The following is a 22,305-nucleotide window of genomic DNA, read 5'->3' as shown; positions in this document are numbered from 1 at the left end:
AAGTGAGGCGGTCATGGCCAATCCGAAAATGCGCCTCGATCAGCTGTTGGTTGATCGCGGTCTGGTGGAAAGCCGGAGCAAGGCTCAGGCCTTGATCATGGCGGGCTGCGTCACCTCCGAGAGTAAGCGCCTGGGCAAGCCGGGCCAGCAGGTACGCACCGATATCCCTATCGATATCAATGGCCAGGATCACCCCTGGGTCTCGCGTGGCGGGCTGAAACTGGCCAAGGGCCTGTCCGAGTTTGGCATCGATCCGACCGGCAAGACCGGCCTCGACCTGGGCGCTTCCACTGGCGGCTTCACCGATGTGTTGCTGAACAACGGCGCGACCAAGGTCTATGCGGTAGATGTGGGCCACCGGCAATTGGCCAAAAAGCTGCGTACCGACTCGCGGGTGGTGGTCATGGAACGCACCAATGCCCGCTACCTGACTTCGGAGATGATCCCCGAACCGATCGACCTGATTGTCTGCGACGCCAGTTTCATCGGGCTGCGCACTTTGCTGCCCGCTCCCTTGGCTCTGGCGGCCCGCGGCGCGGTCCTGGTGGCGCTGATCAAGCCGCAGTTCGAAGTGGGGCGCGAGCGGGTCGGGAAGGGCGGTGTCGTGCGGGACTCAGCCCTGCACGAAGAAGTCTGTGAAAGCATTCGAAACTGGATTGAATGCCAGGCCGAATGGGCGGTTCTCGGCGTGACCGAAAGCCCCATCAAGGGGCCCGAGGGCAATAAGGAGTTTCTGATTGCCGCGAGAAGGCTTTCCTCCGGCGACAGAAGCACTTAAAGTTAACGCAATCGGGATTCTTCGGAGAACATTCCATGTCGGAAGCTAAATATCGGTTGGTCACGCGCAGCGATTTTGACGGTCTTGTCTGTGCGGTGCTATTGCGGGAACTGGAGATGGTTGACGAGATCAAGTTCGTCCATCCCAAAGACGTGCAGGACGGTACGGTGTTGTTGGCCAGCACGGATATCACAACCAACTTGCCCTATGACCCCAGGGTGCATCTGGCATTCGACCATCATTTCAGCGAGACTCTGCGTCTCGAAGCCATTCCCGAAAACTATATTGTCAGTCCCCATGCTCCCTCGGCGGCGCGGGTGGTTTATGACCATTTCAAGGGTCCCGAGGGCTTCCCCAATGTGGCACCGGATCTGATGGAGGCCGTGGACAAGGGCGACTCGGCTCAGTTCACCGAGGCGGAAATCCGTGAGCCGGGTGGCTGGGAACTGCTCAATTTCCTAATGGACGCACGCACCGGCCTGGGGCGGTTCAAGGAATTTCGTATTTCCAATTACCAGTTGATGATGGAATTGATCGACTATTGCCGCAATCACACCATCGACGAGATCATGGCGCTGCCCGATGTCCGGGAGCGGGTGGAGCTGTACGAAGAGCACCAAAGCCAGTTCGAAGATCAGATTAAGCGCTGCACAACCGTGCATGGCAATCTGGCCGTGCTGGACCTGCGCGGCGAGGAGATTATTTTCGCCGGCAACCGGTTCTTGATCTATGCGCTCTATCCGCAGATCAATATCTCGATTCATGTGATTTGGGGGCTGCAAAAGCTCAATACCGTGTTCGCCATCGGTAAATCGGTTATTGACCGTGGCTCCAAGACAAACGTGGGTGAATTGGCATTGAAATATGGCGGAGGCGGCCACGAAGCGGCGGGAACCTGTCAGGTGGAAAACGATGATGCCGAAAAGGTGTTGGCGGAGCTGACCGAAATCATCACGGCCGACGGTTGACCGGTGGCACAACGTTTTTCCCTCAGATCCGGGCGAGCCGGAAACCTAGCCTATCGGTCTGGACTGCTGGTCGTCGGGTTCCTCATCGGTGGCCTGTTGACCCATGTGTTGGCGGGATGTGTCGGGGCGAATTCGGCCCAAGCCGTTTTTGGTCTGGGGCGCCTGTTCGATGACCTGGGTTCGGAAGCGGAAAAAGAGTTGTCCCGCTTCCAAGACGTCTACCTGGAAGTCTCCACGACGGACAACCCTCAGCAGCTTGAACATTTCCGCAATGCTTTCTCCAAGGTCCGCACTCAGTATGTTCAGCCCGTGGTGGACGCGGACCTGATCGATGCCGCCATCGAAGGCCTGCGTCTCTACAAACCCGAAGAGGGCAAGGAGCAGACGGATCGGCATTTGGTCGAAGCGGCGCTGGATGCGATGATGGAAAAGCTGGATCCCCATTCCAGCTATCTGAACCCGCAGGAATTCAAGGAAATGCAGGTGACCACCCAAGGTCAATTTGGCGGGCTTGGGATTTTGGTAACTCTGGACAAGGAAAGCGGTGCGGTGAAGGTTATTTCACCGATCGATGATACACCTGCTTTTCGGGCCGGCCTGAAAGCCAACGACCTGATCACCCATCTGGATGGCAAAGCAGTCAAAGGTAAGAAGCTGACCGATGCGGTTCGGGTGATGCGCGGCAAACCGGGTACCTCCATCAGACTGACGGTTCTGCGTGGCGAAAACGATGTTTTCGATGTGACCTTGAGGCGCGACATCGTGCATGTGAAGGCGGTCAAATGGCGGGCCGAGGGGGATATCGGCTATATCCGCGTCAGCCGATTCTCGCAAACCACGGACGAAGGCACCGTCGAAGCCATTGAGGCTCTGCGGGCGGAGATCGGACCGAAATTGAAGGGTTATGTTCTGGACCTGCGGAACAATCCTGGCGGACTGTTGAGTGAATCAGTGACCCTTGCCGATAGTTTTCTTGATGAGGGCCAGGTGGTTTCCGTCCGTGGTCGGGATGGACGGAACGGGCGCGACCACAACGCCAAATGGGGTGATTTGGCCCGCGGATTGCCCATTGTCGTGTTGATTAACGAGGGATCCGCGTCGGCTTCCGAGATTGTCGCGGCGGCCTTGCAGGATCACCGACGGGCCACGGTCATGGGGGCCCGGTCGTTTGGCAAAGGGTCGGTCCAGGTGGTTTCCCGTCTGGATCTTGAAGGCGCTTTGAAGCTGACCACGGATCTTTACTATGTTCCTTCGGGGCGGGCGATCCAGGGGGTTGGCGTGCTGCCTGATATCGTTTTGCAAGCCTCGGCGAAAAAAGAGGACAAGAGCTCTGCAAAAGCGGCCTCGGAGGACGAGACATCCGAAGCGGAAGTCGATGCGAAGACCGAAGCCGAAGCCGAAGAGCATAGAGCCCGCCGGGAAGCAGATCTGCCGAATGCATTGAAGGTCGATCATGGTCAGGAGCGACAGGCCAAGGTGACTCTGTCTGAAGACCGCTGCCCCCCCGCCGGGGAAGAAGGCAAGGACAAGGCTCTAGGATGCGCCCTGGCCTATCTGCATAGCGGATCGACCCCAGGATTCCTGACGGCGGTCAAGGCCACGGACGAGGCCGGTATTCATTAGGAACGATTAAAATCTTTAGTTTAAGAATTCACCCAGAAAACGGGTGGTCAGGGGGTAGGCCGAGGCGCGACTCTCGGCAGGGATTCCAGCCAAATATTTTTTCAAGATCTTCTTATGGTCATCCTGATAGAGATCCGGTGCCTGGAAGCTGACCACGGTGAGCGACAGGTCCAGGCTTTTGCCTGCCTGATAGCGGTCAAAGGCGCGACCCAATTCACCGCCTTGTCCGGCGATCTGTCGTAGGGCGGTGATTTCCTTTTTCAGGCCCGACATACTGCGCCCGAACAATTGCATGAGCATCTTGCCATCGTCTTCCTTGGTCGGAGGCACGAAGAGCGTTGACGTATCGGTGATTATTTCCCATAGGGCCACGCAGTTGGCGTTGTGCTCCTTGACTGCCGCGACCTTTTTCTTCCACCCGGCGATACTATCGCCTTTTTTGTCGCCCGATTGACCGGTCAGGGATTCCAGAAAGCCTTTTTTCTTTTGCTTTTCCGGCGACGGTTTTTTGGGAGCCACTTGCTCCTGGGTAACGCGCGCCCAAACCCCCTGCCAGGTTTCCCAGAGCACCCGGCGGTATTTGCGGTCTTCCAGGTTCTCCAGGGTATAGGCTAGGCGGTCGTCCGGTTCCTTGAGCTTGATACGGGTGAGCAGGCTGGGGAAATGATCGGCCATGGCATCTCCCAGATGATCGATCAGCGCTTGTTTGAACAAGGCCGAGAAATCCGGGGAACAGAAGAAGGGCGGCTTTACATGGTTTTTTTGGCACCAGTCCATGTCCGCTTCCATCAGCATCAGTCGATTGATGAACAACTGTGCAAACACTTCCTTGAACGCCTCGCGCGCGGTGGGGCCTTCCGGTTCATCGGGGCTCGTGGCCATCGGAGTCTCTAGTTCGACCGATTCATCCTCGTCCAGGTCCACTTGCGCCTCGGTGGCGCGGCGCTCCTCTTCTTCGGCTTTGGAAGCCTTGGCTTTGAGCAGCATATCGACCCGTTCCTTGCGTTCCTCCTTGATATGGCGAAAGACGAGGGTCAGGCGCTCCTTGATGGCCTCCAGGTCTTGTTCCCCGGCTCCCACCAGTTCATGGAACAAGGCCTCAAAGGTCCGACGTCGGTCGGAATCGCCGTCTCGACGAAACAACTGCGCCACGGTCACCGCATAGCATTTTTCTAAAGTATCGAGGGATCGGGCCTGTTTGACCAGCGGGATCACCCCTTGGTCCTTGGCCTCGAAAAAGATTTCCCAATCAACCATGCCCTTGGCGAGAGTTTTGCGCGGCGGTGAGGTCGCCGCAGCATCGGCAGGCGCGCGCAAGGCGTCAGGAAGGAGTCGGGTCCGCGGCAATATCGGGTCCTTTGCCCCAAATCAAAGGCATTTCGAAAGCAATTAGTTTTTGAGCCGAAATGATTGTACCCGAATGAATCAGATTTTCCACCCCATGTTGGCGGAGGCGGGCATTTCGATCAGGGAATCAAATCTTGTTGGCCAGTTCGTAGACCAAAGGCAGCTTGTAGGCTTTTTTCAAGGCCACGGCGGCCAGGCCCATCAGCGATAGCATGACGATGGCGATGAGCGACAACATGGCAAAGGGGCGTCCGATCGATGGCACGAACAGGGCCATGCCTGCCATCACACTCCAGGCCCACAAGACCAGCCCCTGTTTGGCGTGAAAGTGGACAAAAGCGTTGTCGCGAACCATCAAAGGCACAAAGCACAGCACCCCCACGTAGCTCAGGCCGGCAATAACCTGTGCACGCGTGCCACGGTCCAACAGGGTTTCCAAGTCACTCATTGCTCATGCCTTCTGGCTTTTGTTGCGATGCTGGCGGGCGGCAGTATAGCGGTTGAAGACCCTTTTGAAAACAGCTTCGATGGGGGCCATGCCCCTCCCATCATTTGATGAACGTGCGTAGTCTTTCGACCATCTGTTCCGGTGTGGAGGCATGGGGGATCTTGGCGATGTATTTGCCGTCCGGCCCCATCAGAAATGCGCCTGCCGTATGGTCCATGGTGTACATGTCCGGATCGCCTGTGGAGGAGGGAACCTTGGCCACTTTGACCTTGTATAGGCCGATGATCCGGTCGGTCAGTTGTGGCGTGCCGCTCAGGCCGATGATCGCCGGATGGAACGTTGCCACGTAGTCCCGCAGGACGGAAGGGGTATCTCTTTCCGGATCCACGGAGACGAAAATGGGGACCACCTGGGCCAGTTGCTCGGGTGTGAGCAGGGCCAAGGCATCGGCGGTGGTTTGCAATTGCGTCGGGCAGATATCAGGACAGAAGGTGTAACCGAAAGTTATGAGCTGGAATTTACCCTCGAAATCTTTGTCGTAGACCACATTGCCCAGGTGATCCCGCATAATATAGCGACCGCCGATTTCCGCCGATGCGGGGCCGGACGCCATCAGCATCAAGATCGCGATCAAAATGGATAGCCAGCGTTGGGTCAAAGGAAGCCTCCTCGGAGAGTGAACCGGTTCCATGAGAATGTGCGCCAGCATCCCTATGAAGCCCTTGACGAAGATCAAGAATCCAGGCTCCATTTGGCCGCGACAGCCTTTCTGGACCAATCTATACTGCTACCCCTATCGTATGGGGGGCACAAAGGAAAAATCGAAATGAATCGATTGGCGATAGCGATCCTGTGCGGGTCCTTGTTTCTCATCATACTACGGGCTCTTCCCGTGGCTGCCGATACCTTGGATGACGTCCGCAGCCGGGGATTTGTGGTCTGCGGCGTGGCCGAGAATCATCAGGGCTTTGCCCGTCTGGGCGAAGGGGGGCAATGGGAAGGGATTGATGTGGATTTCTGCCGCGCCGTGGCGGCGGCGGTCCTTGGCGATGCTGGTTCGGTGCAGTTCCACCCCCTCGGCCCCTCCACGCGATTCGAGGCCTTGCGAAGTGGCGAGATCGACCTGTTGATCCGCAGTACCACTTGGAACCTGTCTCGCGATGCGGATATGCCCTTCCATTTTGCCGGGGTCACCTATTTTGATGGCCAAGGGTTTCTGGCCTTGAAATCCCTGGGTGCGGAAAAGATCGCTGACCTGGACCATGCCAGCGTCTGTGTGGCCGAGAATACCACCACACACCAAAACATTGTCGATATGAGCCGCAGGAAAACAATCGCCTTCGACGTGCATACCTTTCGATCATGGGAGGGGCAGTTCAAGGCATTTTTCAATGGCCGATGCGACTTGATATCCGATGATCGATCCGGGTTGATTTCTTTGCGCCATTCCCTCGCCCCGGACCCTCAGGCCTATGTCCTATTGGACGACATCATTTCAAAGGAACCCTTGGGGCCGGTGGTTCGCGAAGATTCCCCCGCATGGTTCGATATCGTGAAATGGGTGGTCAACGCGGTGATCGGGGCGGAGGAACTCGGGGTGAATTCGAAAAATGTTGATCAGATGACCAAGGATCCCACCTCGGCCGAGATGGCGCGGCTGTTGGGCGTCGAGGGCAATTTGGGGCAATTGTTGGGGTTGGATGCCCAATGGGCCAAGCGCGTGATCGCTCAGGTAGGAAACTACGGCGAAGTATTTGCCCGCAATTTGGGAGAAGACTCGCCATTGAAAACCAAGCGCGGCTTGAACCGGCAATGGCGGGATGGCGGGCTGCTCTATGCCATGCCGTTCAATTGAACCCGACCGGCGCGAGTGCCCTTAGAGTCGGATTCAAAAGTATTCCTTTGATCTCGAGGGCGTATATTTCCGCTCTGGCGGCGTCAAGACCTCCTAACGGGGCGCCGCCCCGTGTCGTCGGCCTTTCCTGGCCAGATCAAAAATTTACTGCCTTGATATCTAAAGGATACTTTTAAATCCGCCTCTTAAAGATAATCAGCCAAGGACAAGGATTGGGCCTGGGCGAAGGCTTGATAAGCGGCCTGCAACGCCGTGGACGCATCGGTGAACTCGGCAATGGCCAGGGCCAGGTCGACGTTTTCAATTTCGTCGGCCTGCACCGTCAGGACCGTGTTGAGCTTGGTGAAGCGCTCCTTGGTATCTTCCATCAGGATTTGTTTGAAGCCGATATTAAAGCCCAACGAGACCATGTCTCCGGAAACTTCGGTGCCGTAGGGTGGCGCCTCGCCGGTGACCTGATCCAAGGCTGAATCCAGCAACCAGCGGGCCTCGGTGACCCGGTTTTCGTTGGCGTCCAGACCGCCGGCGGTGCCAAAAGTGCCCTGGGCGATGATGCCCATGGCCCGGATGGCTTTCTCGAATGCCGGGTGGATGCCGTTGATGTCCATGTCGATGGTGAAGTCTTTGTCGATGCGATGAGTCAACACCGTATCGTCGCCCTTGAAGTAGTTGGAGGCGGTGATGGTCCCAGCCACACCGGCTTCGGTGGTCAAGGTTGATGAGGTAACGGTCATGGTGGTGCCGTCGTTGGTCAGCACCGTGTATTTGCCGTCATTGTCGGAATCGGTGGCATTGGAGATGGTGAACACGTCCCCAACGGACAAATTGGCCAGGGATCCTCCTGTCGCGGCAACGACGGTATTGGGGGTGGTAAAACTCAGGGTGCCATAGTCGGCGGCGGTCAGATCGCCGACACCGGAGACCGATGAATCGATTGTCGGCGCAGCGTCCAGCGCACTGGTGTCAAAGGCTGTCGCGACGGTGATCTTGTTGGGGACAACGGTCAGCACCGTGCCGGTATTGGCGGACACGGTATAGGTGCCGTCGTTGTCGGCATCCGTCGATCCGGCGATCGTAATGGAATCACCGACCGCGATTCCGGACAAGGAACTCGCTGTTGCCGCGGTGATGGTCACTGGATTGGAATAGCTCAATGTCCCGAAGTCGGCATTGGTCAGGGTCGAGGCATCAGGCAAAGTAATCGTCGGTGCTGCGTCCAAGGCACTGGTATCGAACGCATAGGCGTCACGAACGCTGTAGTTGCCGTCGTTGCTGGGGGATCCTGAGACCGTAAAGACCGATCCCGCTTTCAGCGTGCCAAAGGCCGATGTGGAGGCCGTGATGATATTGGTGGTGGCGTTGAAGCTGAGCCAGGAGGTGCTGTTGCCCGTGGTGTCCTCGGACAAGGATGTTTCGACCAAGTGGGCATCGCGAGTGGTCGGATAGGTGACCTTCTCGCCGTCATACTTGGCCTGGAAGTCACTAAGATTGGTCAGTCCGAAATCCACCGGCTTGGTATGGGTTTTGGATCCGGCGAAAAGATACTGCCCATCCACAAAGGCATTGAGCTGTGATTCAATGGCCAGCATGGATTTATACGCCCAGTCCTGAATGTCATCGACCGCGGTTTCGTCACTGGTCGAGAATTCAAGGAAAGTCTCGAGGCGGTCGCGCATGTCGGTAATGGTAATCTCCGTGGCCTGATAGGCGTTCCACTGAACTTCCAACCTTGTGCCGACAATATCGTTGTTGCGGACATATCGATCATTCAGGGCGGTCAAATTCTCAATGCTGACCAAGCGTTGGGAATGGTCAGAGATACCAGAGTACTGCTGCGATTTCTTTTCGCTCGAGACCTGCACCTGCTTTTCAAGAAGGTTCGCCTGCAGCTGTTGCAGCCGACCCACCATCGAGGTGGTGAACGATAAATCTGCTATGCGGGTGACCATGACGGCCTCCTTATCCTTCTATAACCAGTTTACCTGATCATCGATTCCAAGTCGTCGAACATTTGGGTGATGATATTGATCACCCGTGCTGCGGCGGAAAAGGACTGCTGGAAAATCAATAGATTGGCCATTTCCTGATCCAAGTTGACGCCGCTGTAGTTGTCAGCCTGTTCGCGCAGGGCCTCGCTGAGGGTTTCCTGACTTTCAAGTGTGCGTTCCGTGGTGGCGACCAAACCGGCATTGTAAGACAAAATGGCGCCGCCGTATTCCGAGAAGGTGACCGTCTGGTCATACAGGCCGCCGGTGGCCTCAAAACTATGCCCGTTAGTCATCATTTCGGCGATGTTCTGGCTGATCGTATTGTCACCGATGCTCAAGAAGTATTCGCCGTTGATGCCCAGGTCCGCGTTCCATTGGATGACCCCGCGGGATTGCAGCGCCGGAGAGCTGACGATATCGGAGCGCACGCCAAAAAATTGGGCGGCTCTGGCATCGCTCATTTCCAGGCCCAGGTTTTCGATGAAAGAATCGGTGCCACCGACTCCTTGATCGTCAAGAACCTCGAAGACCTGTCCATCATCATGCTCCAAGCGCAACCGATTGCCTGACCCATCGGGAATGACCGTCGCGGTCACAAAGGAAATGCCATCGTTGGCGTCATTGATCAGTTCGGCGATGTCACTGAGCGAGTAGGCCGTACCACCCAACAAGGTGATGCTTTCCGCCGTGCTGGTGCCATCCTTGAACATCATGTTCATGCCGTTGGTGGGACGCCAGGTGTAGTTGCTGGCCTTGATGTCGCTGTCGTGGCGGGTCCGGTCGAGGCCATCGACAAAAAGGTCATTGAGACCGAAGAATGTCGAGAAACCCGAGACATGGCGATCGACCGTTCCATCGCCATTGGCATCGTACTGAATGGTCACATCGCTGTTGGTGGAACCATTGGCGGTGGCCGTTTCATCGCGGAACACGATTCCCAGGTTGCTGGTGCTTATATTGATTTCGAGATTGCCCGCAGTGTTGACCGTCACCGTATCGCTGGTGCTGCCGCCGTTGGCCTGAATGTAGGATTGCAAGGTCGCGGCTATTTCCGTGATATCCCAAGGGCCGGTCGCGGTTTTCGCATTGGCCGCGAGACCGGCGGCCAACGAACCGTAGGTGGTCGATTGCATGATGGTGTCAAGAGTTGTTGCGGCTACTTGATCACCACTGGTATCGAGCAGGGCCACCGTCACATCGCCGCCGGACAAGGTGATGGTTTGGGTCGAGGGATCGACGAAAGTGCGAGTGCCGGTGGCCGAGGTTAGCCCGGGGAAGGGGGCACCGTCGTTGTGCAGGGCATTCACCGTGTCGCGCAACTCACCGGCCAGCATATCGAGCTGACTTTGCAAATCAGTCAACGTGTGATCGCGCAGGTCAATCAGGCCCTTCAACTCGCCGCGGGTGATCAATCCGGTAATGTCGATTTCAGACGTGCCGCCACCGGAAAGGGTGATGGCCCCGATGTTGCCCTTGGAGTGAGTCACCGTGGCATCCAATTGGGAGGCCGCGATATGGGTCATCTGCCGCGCGGTATGATCGATCAGCGCCACGCCGCCTTCGGTGAATACCACCACATCGTTGTTTTCACGGGTGAAATACTGGATATCCAAATAGGAGGACAGTTCGTCCAAGGCCATGTCCCTTTTATCCAGAAGGTCTGTCACGTCGTGGCCGATGGTTGAATTGGTGACGATTTTATTGTTCATATCCTCGATTTCGGAGGACAGATTGTTGATGCGGGTCGTGGCATCGGCGATGGCTTTGTCCGCCTGCCAGCGCATGTCTTGCAAGGTATTGGTCATCAGGTTGAGCTTGACGCCGATTTCGGTGGCCCGGCGCACCACTTCCGCCTGCTCGAAGGTACGCTCCGGCGAGGTGGACAGGGTTTCAAAGGACATGGTCAATTCTTCGATAAGGTGAGCCACAGAGTCATTGTCTGCGGGTTCCCCGAACAGATTCTGCACCCGGTCGAAGTAGTCCATTTTGACCGATACTTCGGCCGTATTGCCCAGTTCTCGACGGAAACTTTTCAGCAGGTTTTCATCGACGATGCGGGTGACCTCGGCGATCTGCACGCCCGCGCCGTCGGCGGCGACGACCCGTTGCTCGAAGTTGGCGATCTTACGGGAATATCCCTCCGTATTGCTGTTGGCGATGTTATTGGCGACCACATCAAGACCGGCCTGACTGGCCATGAGTCCGGAAGTAGCTGTCTGCAATGCGAGGGTGATATTGCCGGCCATGAAACCTCTCCTCGAGGTCTAGAAGTTGCGGTCGAGCGCGAAGGACGTGCGGGTAGGCGCGCGAGGTTCCTCGCGGGCCACGGCGCCGTCTGCATCGTAAGTACTCGGACCGTTTTTGGTGGTTCGCGCGGCTTCGGCCACCATGTTCACGACGATCTGAACCGCCTTGATCTTGGCTTCCAAAAGCATGCCGTTTTCATCCAGCAGGTCATCCAAATCCTTGGCCATTTCACGCAACTCCTGGCGCACTTCATCGGGCAGTTGGGCCAGAGCTTCCGGGTTGGATGAAAGCTTTCGATAGAGCTTCTCGTAGCCGATGGAGAGTTTGATTTTCTCGTCGACCGTCTCCTTGATAAGGTCGTAGTTCTTGTCGTAGAGGGCCTGATTTTCGCGTTCCAGGAAATCGATCATGCGCTCGGCCACATAGAAGATATCGTCGACCAGATCCGCATGGGGATACTTGGATGTATCGGGGCTATTCATTGGGCTTTCTCCTGCATCAGGATCATTTGTCGCATGATGGAATCAGCGATACCGACGCCACCGGATTTGGCCATCTGCTTGCCGAACTCATCGACCATCATGCTGCGCCAGACCTTTTCCGCGTGGCCGCCACCGAAAGGCTCTTCGGCGCCAATGCTGTTAAACATCGGTTGCAGCATCTGGCCAAGGAACACAGCCTCGAAATCCTCGGCGACTTCGCGCATGCGGCCCAGGTTGGCCGTTGGCTTCGGCTGTTGCAGCGCTTTGCCGGCCATCAGGGCATTTTCCATCTGGGCGGCCATCAGGTCTGTTCCGGTCATCACATCACCTCGATGTCGGCTTGCAGGGCACCGGCGGCCTTGATCGCCTGCAAGATGGTAATCATATCACGGGGGCCGATGCCCAGGGCGTTCAAACCGTTGACCAGGTCCTGGAGGCTGACGCCGCCGTCCACCACCGCCAGGCGGTTGTCGGCTTGTTCGTCTACCTGAATATCGGTGCGGTCGACGGTGGTGGTTTCGCCCACTTCCGCGAACGGGCCGGGTTGGCTGACCTGCGCCGCCTCGGTGATCCGAATGGTCAGACTGCCTTGGGCAATGGCAACGGTGCTGATGCGCACGTTCTCGCCCATGACAATGGTGCCGGAGTGTTCGTCGATGACCACGCGGGCCATGAGGTCAGGATGGATGCGCAGTTGTTCGATGTCCGTCAGGAGACCAACCACATTGCCTTCGTAGTTGTCTGGAACCCGCAGCAGCACGGTACCGAGATCACGCGGCCGGGCGGCATCGGTGCCGAGAAAGGCGTTGATGGCCTGAGCCAACCGTCGGGCGGTCGTGAAATCCGGGTTGCGCAGGCTGATGTTGACGCTTTGCAAGGAGCTCAGCTCAAATCCGATTTCGCGTTCGATGATGGCCCCATTGGCAATCCGTGCGGCGGTGGGGACACCCTTGGTCACGCTCTCGGCGTTGCCCGCAGCGCTGAAGCCGCCCACGGCCAACTGACCTTGCGCAACGGCATAAACCTCGCCATCGGCGCCAAGCAGCGGCGTAACCAACAAGGTACCGCCGGTGAGGCTGTCTGAATCGCCAAGGGCACTGACACTCACGTCGATGCGGCTTCCCTTGCGGGAGAAGGGGGGCAGGGTGGCGGTGACCATCACGGCGGCGGTATTGCTGGAAGTCAGGCCGTCACTGGTGGGTTTGACCCCCAGGCGCTCCAACATGGCCAGCAGGCTTTGCTTGGTGAAATGCCCATCACCCAGGCTATCGCCTGTGCCGTTGAGGCCGACCACCAGGCCGTAGCCGACCAATTGGTTGTCACGGACCCCTTCGAATTCGACGATGTCCTTGATCCGCGAGGCGGCATCGGCCGGTTGAGCCCATACAGCCACCAAAGCACAGGCCACCAGGGCCGGTTTTAGAAGGGTGAGAACGCGCTTGGTAATGGTTTTCATGACGTATTCCGCTATTCCGTTGGGTCCTGTTACAAAGGTCCGACAAGGAATTTGCAAGCGCCATGCCACTTGCGCGGATTATCTAATTTATTGAAATTAATGCCATAATTTTGAGTGCGGTCAGCCGTGAGGGAAGAAAACCGAGGCGGCGGGCAACATCTGCCGGGTCATACTGGCCTAGTTCCCCAACCCCTCCGCCAGGGGGGCGAGACCTTGCGTTTTCATATGAACACGTCGATATCGCGTCCCGCGCTGCGTTCGGCAAAGCGCTTGCGGAAACCAATTTCGTCAACAAATTCGAACCATTCGCGCCACTGATCCTTCATATCGGGAAAGACCAGGTCGGGGAGGTCGGGGCAGGTGATATCCACCGAGTGCAGTGGCAGTTTGGTGATTGGATGCTTGCTCGTTCCCGCGAAATGCAAAAACCAGGACTGGCGGAAGGTGGCATTGACACATTGGACGATCAGATCCGGATGGGCATGCAGGAACTCGTTGTTAAACAGGAACGGGTAATGGCGCAGGACCACCTGGCTCCAAGGCATGTTGAAGCGCTCGTCCAATGGGTCAAACAGCCCCTGTTCCAGAATCTCGAAAGACAGGGGAGTCATCTCGAAATCGATAAAGTTCTTTTCATGCTTTAAGTAGACTTCGGCCAAGAGCGAGGCGTGAACGGCCGGATCAAAGACCAGTACGCCGGTGTTGATCATTTGGTCGGCGGTGCCTTCCAGTCCCATGACCCGATAATAGTCTTGGTAGTTTGATTGCAGGATGCTGACGGGGCGGGGCGGGGCTCTGTGGGCGCAAATGCGCAACTGCTGCATGATGCTATGGAGGCTGGAGCGCCCGAACGCTTGGCCGCCCATGCCCCAGTCGGGCGGGCTGGTTGCGACGCCGCCGATCCCGGTGCCGGTATGGGCGGAAACAATGCAGGGAGCGATATGATAGTTGATCAGAATATCCGAATCGATCCAGACCAGCCGATCGTATTCCTTGAGTTGCGGATGCAGGCCAATGAGCAGTTTTTGCCAATGGATGGATTTTCTCGATAGATCGCAGTCCTGATCGATGAGATCCGTCAGCGCAACGATATCATAGCCGTGCTTTTCGGCATAAGGCTTCCAGGTAGGCTGAATGTACTTCTCGAACGCCTCGACGTAGGAATCGCCAATGATCAAGGTGACCAAGGCTTTTTTCAGTGGAGCATTAGCCATTGGGCCCTTTCAGTGGGTGAGATGGCGTCAGCGGATCAGGTCCTTGGCCACCACCGTCATTTCGTCCACGGTCTTGAATACCGTGGCAGAGGAATTATAGGCGTTTTGAGTCATGATGATCTTGGAGAATTCATCGCCGATGTCAACGTTTGAAAGCTCTTTGGCGTTGGGCGTAAAGGTGGCGAAACCATCCAATTCCGCCGAAACCAAGGACGGGGCCAGCACGTTGTCATTGATCCCGTAAACATTGCCGTCATAGATGCTGAGCAGATCCGGATTGACGAACTGGGCCAAAGGCAGCTTGTACAAGGCCCGCGAGGTGCCGTTGGAGAAGGAGCCAACCGCCACCCCGAAGGTATCGAAGGTAATACCGCTCAATTGCCCGCCGGTATTGCCGTTTCTGTCGTAGTAGAGCTGTACCAGATCATCGGAGGCAAACTGGGTGGTATCGGTGAAATCGAAGGCGGTGGTGGCCGTGCCGCCATTGGCCCAAGTAAAGGAATTGGTCAGTGTCGTGGCCGGATTGCTCGAGGGCAGGTTGACTTTGTTGGGTGTCGTATTCACCCCGGCGATGGCATTGTCGGCGGTCGCCCCACCATTGGCGGCATTGAATCCGATGGTGAACGGCGTACCGGGCGTGTTCGCGGTTAGCACGATTTCGCCAGGGTTCGCTCCCGCCGTGGCGACAACCGTCGCGCCGGCGGTGGCATCGGCGTTGATCGCATTCATCAGAGCGTCACGGACGGCATCGATATCCGCTTCCGTCCCCAAAGTCGTATAGGTGACATCGGTGGTGCCGATGGTCGCCGTATAGGTATCACCGGCCTCGATAACACCGCCGGTCAGGGTAAGAGTATTGACCTGGGCTTGCGCCGCGCCGGTGCGAATCTCCGAGAGCTTGCCTTGGCCATCAAAAACAAATGTGGACTTGGAAGTGGTGGTCGGCGTTGCACTCAGATTGGCGGTGGTGATGGCGGTCGTGATGCTGTTGTCGGCAATGGCGCCGCCATTGGTGGCCGAGACCGTGGCGTCGAAGGCCGTGCCTGCCGTGGCGGCGGTCAGGGTGATTTCGCCGGTGGTTGTACTTGGCGTTGCGGTGACCTTGGTGCTGACGGTGGCGTGGGCATTGATGGCCGCGACCAGTCCGTCGCGGACCCCGTCCATATCGGTCTCGGTGCCCAATGCCGTGTAGCTTACCGCCGTGCCATCGATGGTCACGGTATAGACGTCCCCAGCTTCAATGGAACTGCCGCTACTCACCGCAATGGCTTCGTCAGTGGCGATGCCGGCATTGGTGGCGCTGGTCGTGGTTGTGAAAGTGGCGCCGGCAGCCACGGAGTTGAGAACCATCTGTCCCGGCAATGCCCCGGCCGTGGCCGCGACAATTGTATTGACGGTACCACTTGCATTGATGGCATTCATCAAGCCGGTGCGCACATCGTCAATGGTGACATCCCCGGGAAGGACGACATAGTTAACCGCGTTGCCGTTGATGGATGCCGTGTAGGTATCACCAGCCTCGACGGTTCCGGTGAGAGTAAGGGTGTCGGTCTGCCCAGCGCTTAGGGAAACCGAATTCACCTGGGCCGTGGGCAAGGTGTCGTAAGTGCCCTGCACCGTCCATTCGTTTTCCGTATCGGTCTTGGTGAAGTTATAGGTTACGGCCTGAGTAGCGCCCAGGCTGTCAAACACCGCCGCGCTATAACGGAAATTCTCACCGGGCACCGCATCGGCGGGCAGATTGAGGTGCAGGTTGGCCTCCGTGGTCGAAACCGGCTGGTCATAATAGGCGAACATATCCAGGCGGATGGGCTTCAAGGTACCTCCTGGAGAGAAATTGCCGTTGATGTCGGCTTCCCAGCCTTGCACGAAATAACCGTTCTTATCGGCCAGATAGCCTTTCTTGAATTGGACGGTATTGCCATTGTTATCAACGGCGGAGGACAATTCGCCACTTTCCTGATGGAACGAGCCGTCGCGTCCGTAAAAAGTATCACCGCTCCCATCCGCTTTGGTGTTCAAAACGAAAAAACCGGAGCCGTTGATGGCCAGGTCCAAGGCTCTGTCGGTGCCGACAATATTGCCCTGATTGGAAATCCGATTGTATTCCTTAGGTCTGATTCCGCCTTGATCGCCTTCGTGCTGCATCCGCTCGCTGAGCACCGTGGAGAAGTGCGTGTCGGTGCGTTTGTAGCCGCCTGTATTCACATTGGCGATATTGGTGCCGATGTTACTCATGGTCTGAGCCTGGGAGTACATGCCCATAATCGCGGATGAAAACATGCCGTACAACATGGCAACCAAAACGCCCGGTTGGGCGCTCCCTTTAATGAAACCAGTAGTCCATCAAGACATTCGCAAGGAACGTGCCAGAGCAAAATATATCTAACCCGTTGAAAAGGCGCGGTTTGTCGATAGTTCGGAGGGGCAGGAATTGCCTTCAGGGGCGCTTGTCGTGCAGAAGACGGCAACATTTGCCGAGTAGCAAAGTTCGTTGTTTTATGGTTAGTTGCTATGAGTACCCAGGCAACGGAAACGAGCGAGGAAAATTCCGTGGCAGGCATGAAGGTTACCGGGCCCGGCGCCTCACGCGGGGTTGGCCCGGCGGATCGCAAGAAAAAAGCTGATAGCAGCGGTTCTTCTGATTTCGCGGAGCATCTTCAAGATGCGGCGGAACCGGCGGCGGCCGGCAGCTCCTATGGTGCCGGAGCCGTGAGTTCGGTCAATGCGGTGCTGGCGGCGCAAGAGGTCCCGGACGCCACGCAGGAGCGGGCGCGCAATTTGGTGCGCCGACGGGGGGAGAATCTTCTCGACCGGCTGGAGCGGATCCGTATCCAGTTATTGAGCGGCCGCCTATCCAAGGACGAGCTGGCACAACTGGCTCATGCCCTGCGCGAGAAGCGGCCCCAGGTGTCTGATCCGATGCTGATCGAGATCATGGACGAAATCGAATTGCGGGTCCAAGTGGAAATTGCCAAGTACACCCGCACATCCTGAATCATCAGCAAGTTCCGAAATTGTTGCGTGCGATAGCCGTTCTTGGTCGCTTTCGGCAAATCATTGCTTGCGGGCTGGCACGAGCCTCCGTATATATGCCGCCAAAATGGAAGACGGGCATCTTGGGAGGTTGTGTTAAGGCATGAACGTTACTCTGCCCCCGGATTATAGACCCTCGGATGACGAGGAATTCATGAACCCGACCATGGAAGAATACTTCCGTGTGAAGCTCATGAAATGGCGGAACGAGCTTCTCGAAGCCTCGCAGGAAACGCTGAGTCACTTGCAAGAAGGCGGCATCCTGGAGCCGGATATTGCCGACCGCGCGACCATTGAGACGGATCGTTCCTTGGAGTTACGGACCCGGGATCGGGCGCGCAAGCTGATCTCCAAGATCGACGAGGCTTTGGAGCGATTGGACGAGGGATCTTACGGCTACTGCGAGGAGACTCACGAGCCCATCGGCGTGCGCCGGTTGGAAGCCAGACCCATCGCTACCATGAGCATCGAGGCCCAAGAGCGCCACGAGCGGATGGAACGAACCCACCGCGACGACTAGGTCGTAAACTCATAACAATGATTCATTCTTCGCCCGCAGGGTTCCATCGAACCCGGTAAACCGCCGCGACTCTATTGATACCGAGCCCGTATTTATGAATCTGCGGTCTGATCAATGGGTTCCCGATGGCACGGAAAAAAAGGCCGGACCCCTTGTCGGATCCGGCCTAAGTTTTGTTCCAGTGTCAGGCTTGAACTAGAACGGGAAAACGATATCCCAGAGTTGCGTGCCCCAGCGCGGTTGCTGCAGGTCGCTGAGGGTTCCGCGGCCGCCATAGGCAACGCGCATCTCGGCGATCTTCTCATGGGAAACGCTGTTGGCGTAGTCGATGTCTTCGGGGCGGATGATGCCGGTGACGGCCAGTTCCCGCATTTCGAAGTTCACCTTCATTTCCTGGCGCCCGAAAATCACGAGATTGCCGTTGGGCAGCACCTGGGTAATCACGGCGGCCAGGGTCAGGTTGATCTCTTCCGAACGATCCAAAGAGCCATCACCCTTGGTCTTGTGGGCATTGCCGAAGCTCATGACCGAAGCGGCATTCAGGCCTTCTGGCAGATAATTGGTGAATTCCGCTTCCAGACCCAGCAGGTTGGTGACATCCGTATCCTCGGTATCGGCTCTTTCCCGTTCGGTGGTATTGGATATGGACGCGCTGTCGTCCAGGGCGAGGGCGAGGGTCAGAATGTCGCCCACTTCCTTGGCCCGCTGGTCCTTGAAAAAGGCCCGGGCACCGGCGCGCCATAGGGAGTTGGGATTGCTGGTGGCCAATTTCGGGGCCGGCATGGGCATGCTGACCGGTTGATAGTCTCGACGGGCGGTGGGGTTCTGAATTTCACTCAGCTCCGGACCGTCTCCGATGGTTGAGATTCGGCTGATGGTATTGCATGCCGTGGCACTGGCGGCGACGGTCGCGATAACCAGAGCCTTGAGGGCGGTGCGTTGGATGGATTTTTTCATGATCGGCCTCCTAGTTCATGGCCAATTGATCGGCGGACTGCACCAGAACCCGGCCCGGGCCAACGATGGTCGCCTGTAAGATCTTGTTGCTCTGCGTGTTGAGAACCCGCACGATGTCCCCCTCGGATCCCTGTTGCAGGGACTTTCCCTGGGTCGTGAGGGTCATCAGCTTGGTACGCAGCAACAGGGTTACCAATGAGCCCTTTTTGACGTCCAGGGGGCGCTGAACCTGCGTATGGCGGATCGGTTCATCGGCGGCCAAGGGGCGGCGCGGCGACATGCCCACCAATTCACTGCTGTCCGTAATGGTCGAGGGGTGCATACGGTCGGTGCGCAGCTTGATCCAGCGGATGTCATCCGGACCGACAATGTCGTCCTTGGCCATCCGGCGGATCAGCACGGGGACTTCCAGAACCTTATGGGTCCGACCGGTGATCCGCAGCCGCTTGGCCTTGGGGCTATCGGCGGGGATGCGCAGATTGGCCGAGAAGCGTCCCGAGGCATGATTATAGACCAGGTCGGCCACTTCGATGGTGGCGTTTTCCGGCTTGTCCACCTGAACCTCAAGGGTGCGCTTGCCAAGATCGACGATGACATCGGGGCTGGCCCCTTGTTCCACCAAAGCGGTGAGAATTTCCTCGGCGATTTCTTCGCGACCGACGAAGTAGCTGGACCGTTCGACAATCGCCCGTTCGATGTTGGTCACCGGCTTCCAATCGACTTTGTAGGCCTTCGCGACGCGGCGCAGCCAGCGGGTGTTGAGCACCGCCTCTTCGCCGACCTTGGGGGAGTATCCGACCACGGCACCGGCGTTCTCGCCAGCGTCGGTCCAGATATCGCCGATGCGCACCTGATCGTCGGTGACGATTACATGCGTGATGAGATCGGAGGCGACCACGGGAAAGCTCAGGGTCAGACTCACCAGGCCAGTGGTGAGAAAGGAGAATAGGTGTTTCATTGGTTCCTCCCTACTTCAACTGGTTGACGGTGGACATCATCTCGTCCGAAGTGGAGATGACTTTGGAATTCATTTCATAGGCACGCTGGGCGGAGATCAGGTTGCCCACTTCCTCCACGGCGTTGACGTTGGAGGTTTCCAAGAAGCCTTGGAGCAAGGTGCCCATGCCCGTGGCGCCCGGGGTCGCTGTAACAGGGGAGCCCGACGCGGTGGTTTGCAGCAGGTAGTTGTCGCCGATGGCATCCAAGCCCGCGGGATTGGGGAAGGAGGCCAGTGTCAACTGCCCGACATTCTGCGACGCTGTCTGGCCCGCAACCTTCACCAGAACTTCTCCCGAGGAGTTCACGGTCACATCGACGGCATTGGAGGGGACAGCAATGTTGGGCTGCAACTGATACCCGTCGTGGGTGACCAGGGTCCCGTCAGAGGACATCTGGAAGGTACCGTCGCGGGTATAGGCGGTCTGGCCGTCGGGCATCAACACTTGGAAGAAGCCTTTACCCTGAATGGCCAGATCGAGCACGTTGTCGGTGGCGGTCAGGTTGCCCTGACCGTGAATGCGATAAACCGCCGCCAGTTTCACGCCCAAGCCCAGTTGCACGCCCGTTGGCACGATGGTGCCGGAATCGGACGATGCGGAACCGACGCGGCGCAGGTTCTGATACAGCAAGTCATGGAATTCGGTGCGCCGACGCTTGTAGCCGGTGGTGTTCATGTTGGCGATGTTGTTGGAGATAACCTCGACGTTCTGCTCTTGAGCGAGCATCCCGGTGGCTCCGATATACAAAGACCTCATGGTTCGATCTCCTCTTTCTACGCCTGGCCAACGAGGGCGGAACCGAGCTTTTTGATCCGCTCGTCTTCCCGTTGGATGAATTTCTGGGCGCTCTGATAAGCCCGGCTTACGTCGATCATGCGGACCATTTCCAGGATCGGATTGACGTTGGACCCTTCGATCATGCCCTGAATTACCATCGGATTGGCGGTTTCCTCCGGCGGTTCCTTGCTGGTGTAGGTGGAGCCCGTTTCCCGCTCCAACTTGTGCGGATTGGCAAAGGTCGCAACCTGCAACTTGGCCACGTCGCCGTTGTTGGTGGAAATGGTTCCGTCCTGGGAAATTCGGATTTCGGAGTCATCGGGGGCGAACACGATCGGCTGGCCACCTTGACCCATCACCGGTGCACCGTTCGACGCCACCAATTGCCCCGTGTCGTCGAGGCGAAAATGGCCGTTTCGGGTATAGCGGGGACCGGCGTCCGTATCGATGACGAAGTAGCCTCCGCTATGCAGGGCGACATCCAGCGGGTTGCCGGTTTCCTGCAACGGGCCTTCCTCGGGTACGTGATAGGAGGCAACGTCGCGGACATAGGCATGTTTGCTGCCCAGCATGCTGTCGCTGCTTTTGGACCGGACATGGTGGTCAACATGCATCATGCGTTCGGCCTTGAAGCCGTGGGTGTTCATGTTCGCTAGGTTATGGGCGATCACGGACATCTCGCGCCGAAGCCCGCTTTCTCGTGATAAGACGATGTATGATGTTGTTTCCATCGTATTTTCCGTTTGTTCGTGTTCAAGCCGGACAGATCCTTGCATTTGGCGTGCCAGATTATTTATGTTTTATAAATCAATTTGTTATGTCTATTGCATGGGGCGATTAGGTGGGAAAGTGCCGCCCTTTGCCGGGCAACTGTTGCCCGGCGGCGGCAGTCTTTGTAGGCTCGTGGCGGATGAAACCTGTTGTTAACCCCCGGGCTGTTAGTCTGGTCCGAGGACTGTTCCGCATACGGCGGCCTTAAGTGCCGATGCCAGACCACATTTGGATAAGAGATCATGGCTGACGAAGACCTTGAAGACGAAGAAGATGCCGAAGACGATGATGGTGAAGGCGGCGGCGGTGGCGGCGGTGGCAGCAAGAAGCTGATCATCATTATTGCCATTCCCCTGTTATTGTTGATCGGTGGGGGCGCGGCGGCCTATTTCCTGGGGCTGCTTGACCCGGTGGTTGCCATGGTGACCGGCGAGGATCCCGCGGCTGACGGCGAGGAAGGGGCAGAGGGTGCCGAAGGCGGCGCGCCCATGGCCGATCAGGCGGTGTTTTTCGATCTGCCGGAACTACTGGTTAACCTGAATAGCCAAGGGCGTCGCGCGGTCTATCTTAAGATGCGCATCAGCCTTGAAGTGGAGACCCTGGCCGAGCAGACGCAACTGGAAAGCCTGACCCCCCGCGTGGTGGACAGCTTCCAGGTCTATCTTCGCGAACTGCGCATGGACGATTTGCAGGGCTCGGCGGGAATGTACCGTCTGGAAGAGGAACTAATGACCCGGGTCAACGCCGCCGTGGCGCCGATCAAGGTCAAGGACGTGCTATTCAAGGAGATGCTGGTCCAATAACCGGTCCCCATCCAGCACCGGGGTGATACAATGGAAA

Annotated in this window: 21 protein-coding genes; 7 read left to right on the top strand and 14 right to left on the bottom strand. The window is 57.4% G+C overall.

Annotated features, from left to right (window positions below; genetic code table 11):
- Positions 1-13: 13 nt before the first annotated feature.
- The 3 genes from MGMAQ_RS10855 to MGMAQ_RS10845 are packed head-to-tail and all read left to right on the top strand — an operon-like array spanning position 14 to position 3,369.
- Entirely contained in the window at positions 14-778 is a 765-nt protein-coding gene (locus MGMAQ_RS10855; RefSeq protein ID WP_046021560.1) for a TlyA family RNA methyltransferase, read from the top strand.
- A gap of 35 nt (positions 779-813) precedes the next feature.
- Positions 814-1,746: an exopolyphosphatase gene (locus tag MGMAQ_RS10850; protein ID WP_046021559.1), complete on the top strand. Its 933-nt coding sequence runs from the start codon at positions 814-816 to the stop codon at positions 1,744-1,746.
- Positions 1,747-1,749: 3 nt separating this feature from the next.
- Positions 1,750-3,369 (top strand): S41 family peptidase, encoded by a 1,620-nt coding sequence (locus MGMAQ_RS10845; protein WP_052716324.1) that lies wholly within the window; start codon positions 1,750-1,752, stop codon positions 3,367-3,369.
- Positions 3,370-3,384: 15 nt separating this feature from the next.
- Here MGMAQ_RS10845 and MGMAQ_RS10840 read toward each other — a convergent pair whose 3' ends face one another.
- The 3 genes from MGMAQ_RS10840 to MGMAQ_RS10830 all read right to left on the bottom strand — a co-directional run bounded on the left by MGMAQ_RS10840 (position 3,385) and on the right by MGMAQ_RS10830 (position 5,915).
- On the bottom strand, positions 3,385-4,716 hold the full coding sequence (locus tag MGMAQ_RS10840; protein WP_148560925.1) for a hypothetical protein: 1,332 nt from the start codon (positions 4,714-4,716) through the stop codon (positions 3,385-3,387).
- Between the two features lie 127 nt (positions 4,717-4,843).
- Positions 4,844-5,164 carry a hypothetical protein gene (locus MGMAQ_RS10835; RefSeq protein WP_046021557.1) on the bottom strand — a complete coding sequence of 107 codons (321 nt, stop codon included), beginning with the start codon at positions 5,162-5,164 and terminating at the stop codon, positions 4,844-4,846.
- Positions 5,165-5,264: 100 nt separating this feature from the next.
- The gene (locus MGMAQ_RS10830) at positions 5,265-5,915 is read right to left on the bottom strand and encodes an SCO family protein (protein WP_082085382.1); all 651 of its coding nucleotides are present in this window, start codon (positions 5,913-5,915) and stop codon (positions 5,265-5,267) included.
- Between the two features lie 75 nt (positions 5,916-5,990).
- Here MGMAQ_RS10830 and MGMAQ_RS10825 point away from each other — a divergent pair, with 75 nt between their 5' ends.
- Complete coding sequence (locus MGMAQ_RS10825) at positions 5,991-7,019, top strand: amino acid ABC transporter substrate-binding protein (protein ID WP_046021556.1); 1,029 nt, start codon at positions 5,991-5,993, stop codon at positions 7,017-7,019.
- Between the two features lie 185 nt (positions 7,020-7,204).
- Here MGMAQ_RS10825 and MGMAQ_RS10820 read toward each other — a convergent pair whose 3' ends face one another.
- The 7 genes from MGMAQ_RS10820 to MGMAQ_RS10790 all read right to left on the bottom strand — a co-directional run bounded on the left by MGMAQ_RS10820 (position 7,205) and on the right by MGMAQ_RS10790 (position 16,701).
- The gene (locus MGMAQ_RS10820) at positions 7,205-8,968 is read right to left on the bottom strand and encodes a flagellin (protein ID WP_046021555.1); all 1,764 of its coding nucleotides are present in this window, start codon (positions 8,966-8,968) and stop codon (positions 7,205-7,207) included.
- Between the two features lie 29 nt (positions 8,969-8,997).
- The gene (gene flgK / locus MGMAQ_RS10815; protein ID WP_046021554.1) at positions 8,998-11,253 is read right to left on the bottom strand and encodes a flagellar hook-associated protein FlgK; all 2,256 of its coding nucleotides are present in this window, start codon (positions 11,251-11,253) and stop codon (positions 8,998-9,000) included.
- 18 nt (positions 11,254-11,271) lie between these two features.
- On the bottom strand, positions 11,272-11,736 hold the full coding sequence (locus MGMAQ_RS10810) for a flagellar export chaperone FlgN (RefSeq protein WP_046021553.1): 465 nt from the start codon (positions 11,734-11,736) through the stop codon (positions 11,272-11,274).
- A complete protein-coding gene (locus MGMAQ_RS10805) occupies positions 11,733-12,056 on the bottom strand; it encodes a rod-binding protein (RefSeq protein WP_082085381.1) in 324 nt (107 codons plus the stop codon). Before MGMAQ_RS10805 ends, MGMAQ_RS10810 begins: the two co-directional genes overlap by 4 nt.
- Positions 12,056-13,192, bottom strand: a complete 1,137-nt coding sequence (locus MGMAQ_RS10800; RefSeq protein WP_046021552.1) for a flagellar basal body P-ring protein FlgI — start codon at positions 13,190-13,192, stop codon at positions 12,056-12,058. Before MGMAQ_RS10800 ends, MGMAQ_RS10805 begins: the two co-directional genes overlap by 1 nt.
- 221 nt (positions 13,193-13,413) lie before the next feature.
- The gene (locus MGMAQ_RS10795) at positions 13,414-14,406 is read right to left on the bottom strand and encodes a hypothetical protein (RefSeq protein WP_046021551.1); all 993 of its coding nucleotides are present in this window, start codon (positions 14,404-14,406) and stop codon (positions 13,414-13,416) included.
- Between the two features lie 27 nt (positions 14,407-14,433).
- The gene (locus tag MGMAQ_RS10790; RefSeq protein ID WP_046021550.1) at positions 14,434-16,701 is read right to left on the bottom strand and encodes a flagellar hook-basal body complex protein; all 2,268 of its coding nucleotides are present in this window, start codon (positions 16,699-16,701) and stop codon (positions 14,434-14,436) included.
- 267 nt (positions 16,702-16,968) lie between these two features.
- Here MGMAQ_RS10790 and MGMAQ_RS10785 point away from each other — a divergent pair, with 267 nt between their 5' ends.
- On the top strand, positions 16,969-17,403 hold the full coding sequence (locus MGMAQ_RS10785; RefSeq protein WP_046021549.1) for a flagellar assembly protein FliX: 435 nt from the start codon (positions 16,969-16,971) through the stop codon (positions 17,401-17,403).
- A 142-nt stretch (positions 17,404-17,545) separates the two neighbouring features.
- Positions 17,546-17,962 (top strand): RNA polymerase-binding protein DksA, encoded by a 417-nt coding sequence (dksA, locus tag MGMAQ_RS10780; protein ID WP_046021548.1) that lies wholly within the window; start codon positions 17,546-17,548, stop codon positions 17,960-17,962.
- 195 nt (positions 17,963-18,157) lie between these two features.
- Here dksA and flgH read toward each other — a convergent pair whose 3' ends face one another.
- The 4 genes from flgH to flgF are packed head-to-tail and all read right to left on the bottom strand — an operon-like array spanning position 18,158 to position 21,425.
- Complete coding sequence (flgH, locus tag MGMAQ_RS10775; RefSeq protein ID WP_046021547.1) at positions 18,158-18,919, bottom strand: flagellar basal body L-ring protein FlgH; 762 nt, start codon at positions 18,917-18,919, stop codon at positions 18,158-18,160.
- 10 nt (positions 18,920-18,929) lie between these two features.
- Complete coding sequence (gene flgA, locus MGMAQ_RS19610; RefSeq protein ID WP_052716322.1) at positions 18,930-19,877, bottom strand: flagellar basal body P-ring formation chaperone FlgA; 948 nt, start codon at positions 19,875-19,877, stop codon at positions 18,930-18,932.
- 10 nt (positions 19,878-19,887) lie between these two features.
- On the bottom strand, positions 19,888-20,673 hold the full coding sequence (flgG, locus tag MGMAQ_RS10765) for a flagellar basal-body rod protein FlgG (protein WP_046021546.1): 786 nt from the start codon (positions 20,671-20,673) through the stop codon (positions 19,888-19,890).
- A 17-nt stretch (positions 20,674-20,690) separates the two neighbouring features.
- On the bottom strand, positions 20,691-21,425 hold the full coding sequence (gene flgF, locus MGMAQ_RS10760) for a flagellar basal-body rod protein FlgF (protein ID WP_046021545.1): 735 nt from the start codon (positions 21,423-21,425) through the stop codon (positions 20,691-20,693).
- 282 nt (positions 21,426-21,707) lie between these two features.
- Between flgF and MGMAQ_RS10755 the strand changes: the two genes are divergently transcribed.
- Entirely contained in the window at positions 21,708-22,268 is a 561-nt protein-coding gene (locus tag MGMAQ_RS10755; protein ID WP_046021544.1) for a flagellar basal body-associated FliL family protein, read from the top strand.
- Positions 22,269-22,305 lie beyond the last annotated feature (37 nt).

Origin of the sequence: Magnetospira sp. QH-2 (assembly GCF_000968135.1) — a bacterium.
Classification (GTDB): Bacteria; Pseudomonadota; Alphaproteobacteria; order Rhodospirillales; family Magnetospiraceae; genus Magnetospira.
Note: the sequence above shows the minus strand (reverse complement) of the source record. Positions and strands in the feature narration are given on the sequence as shown.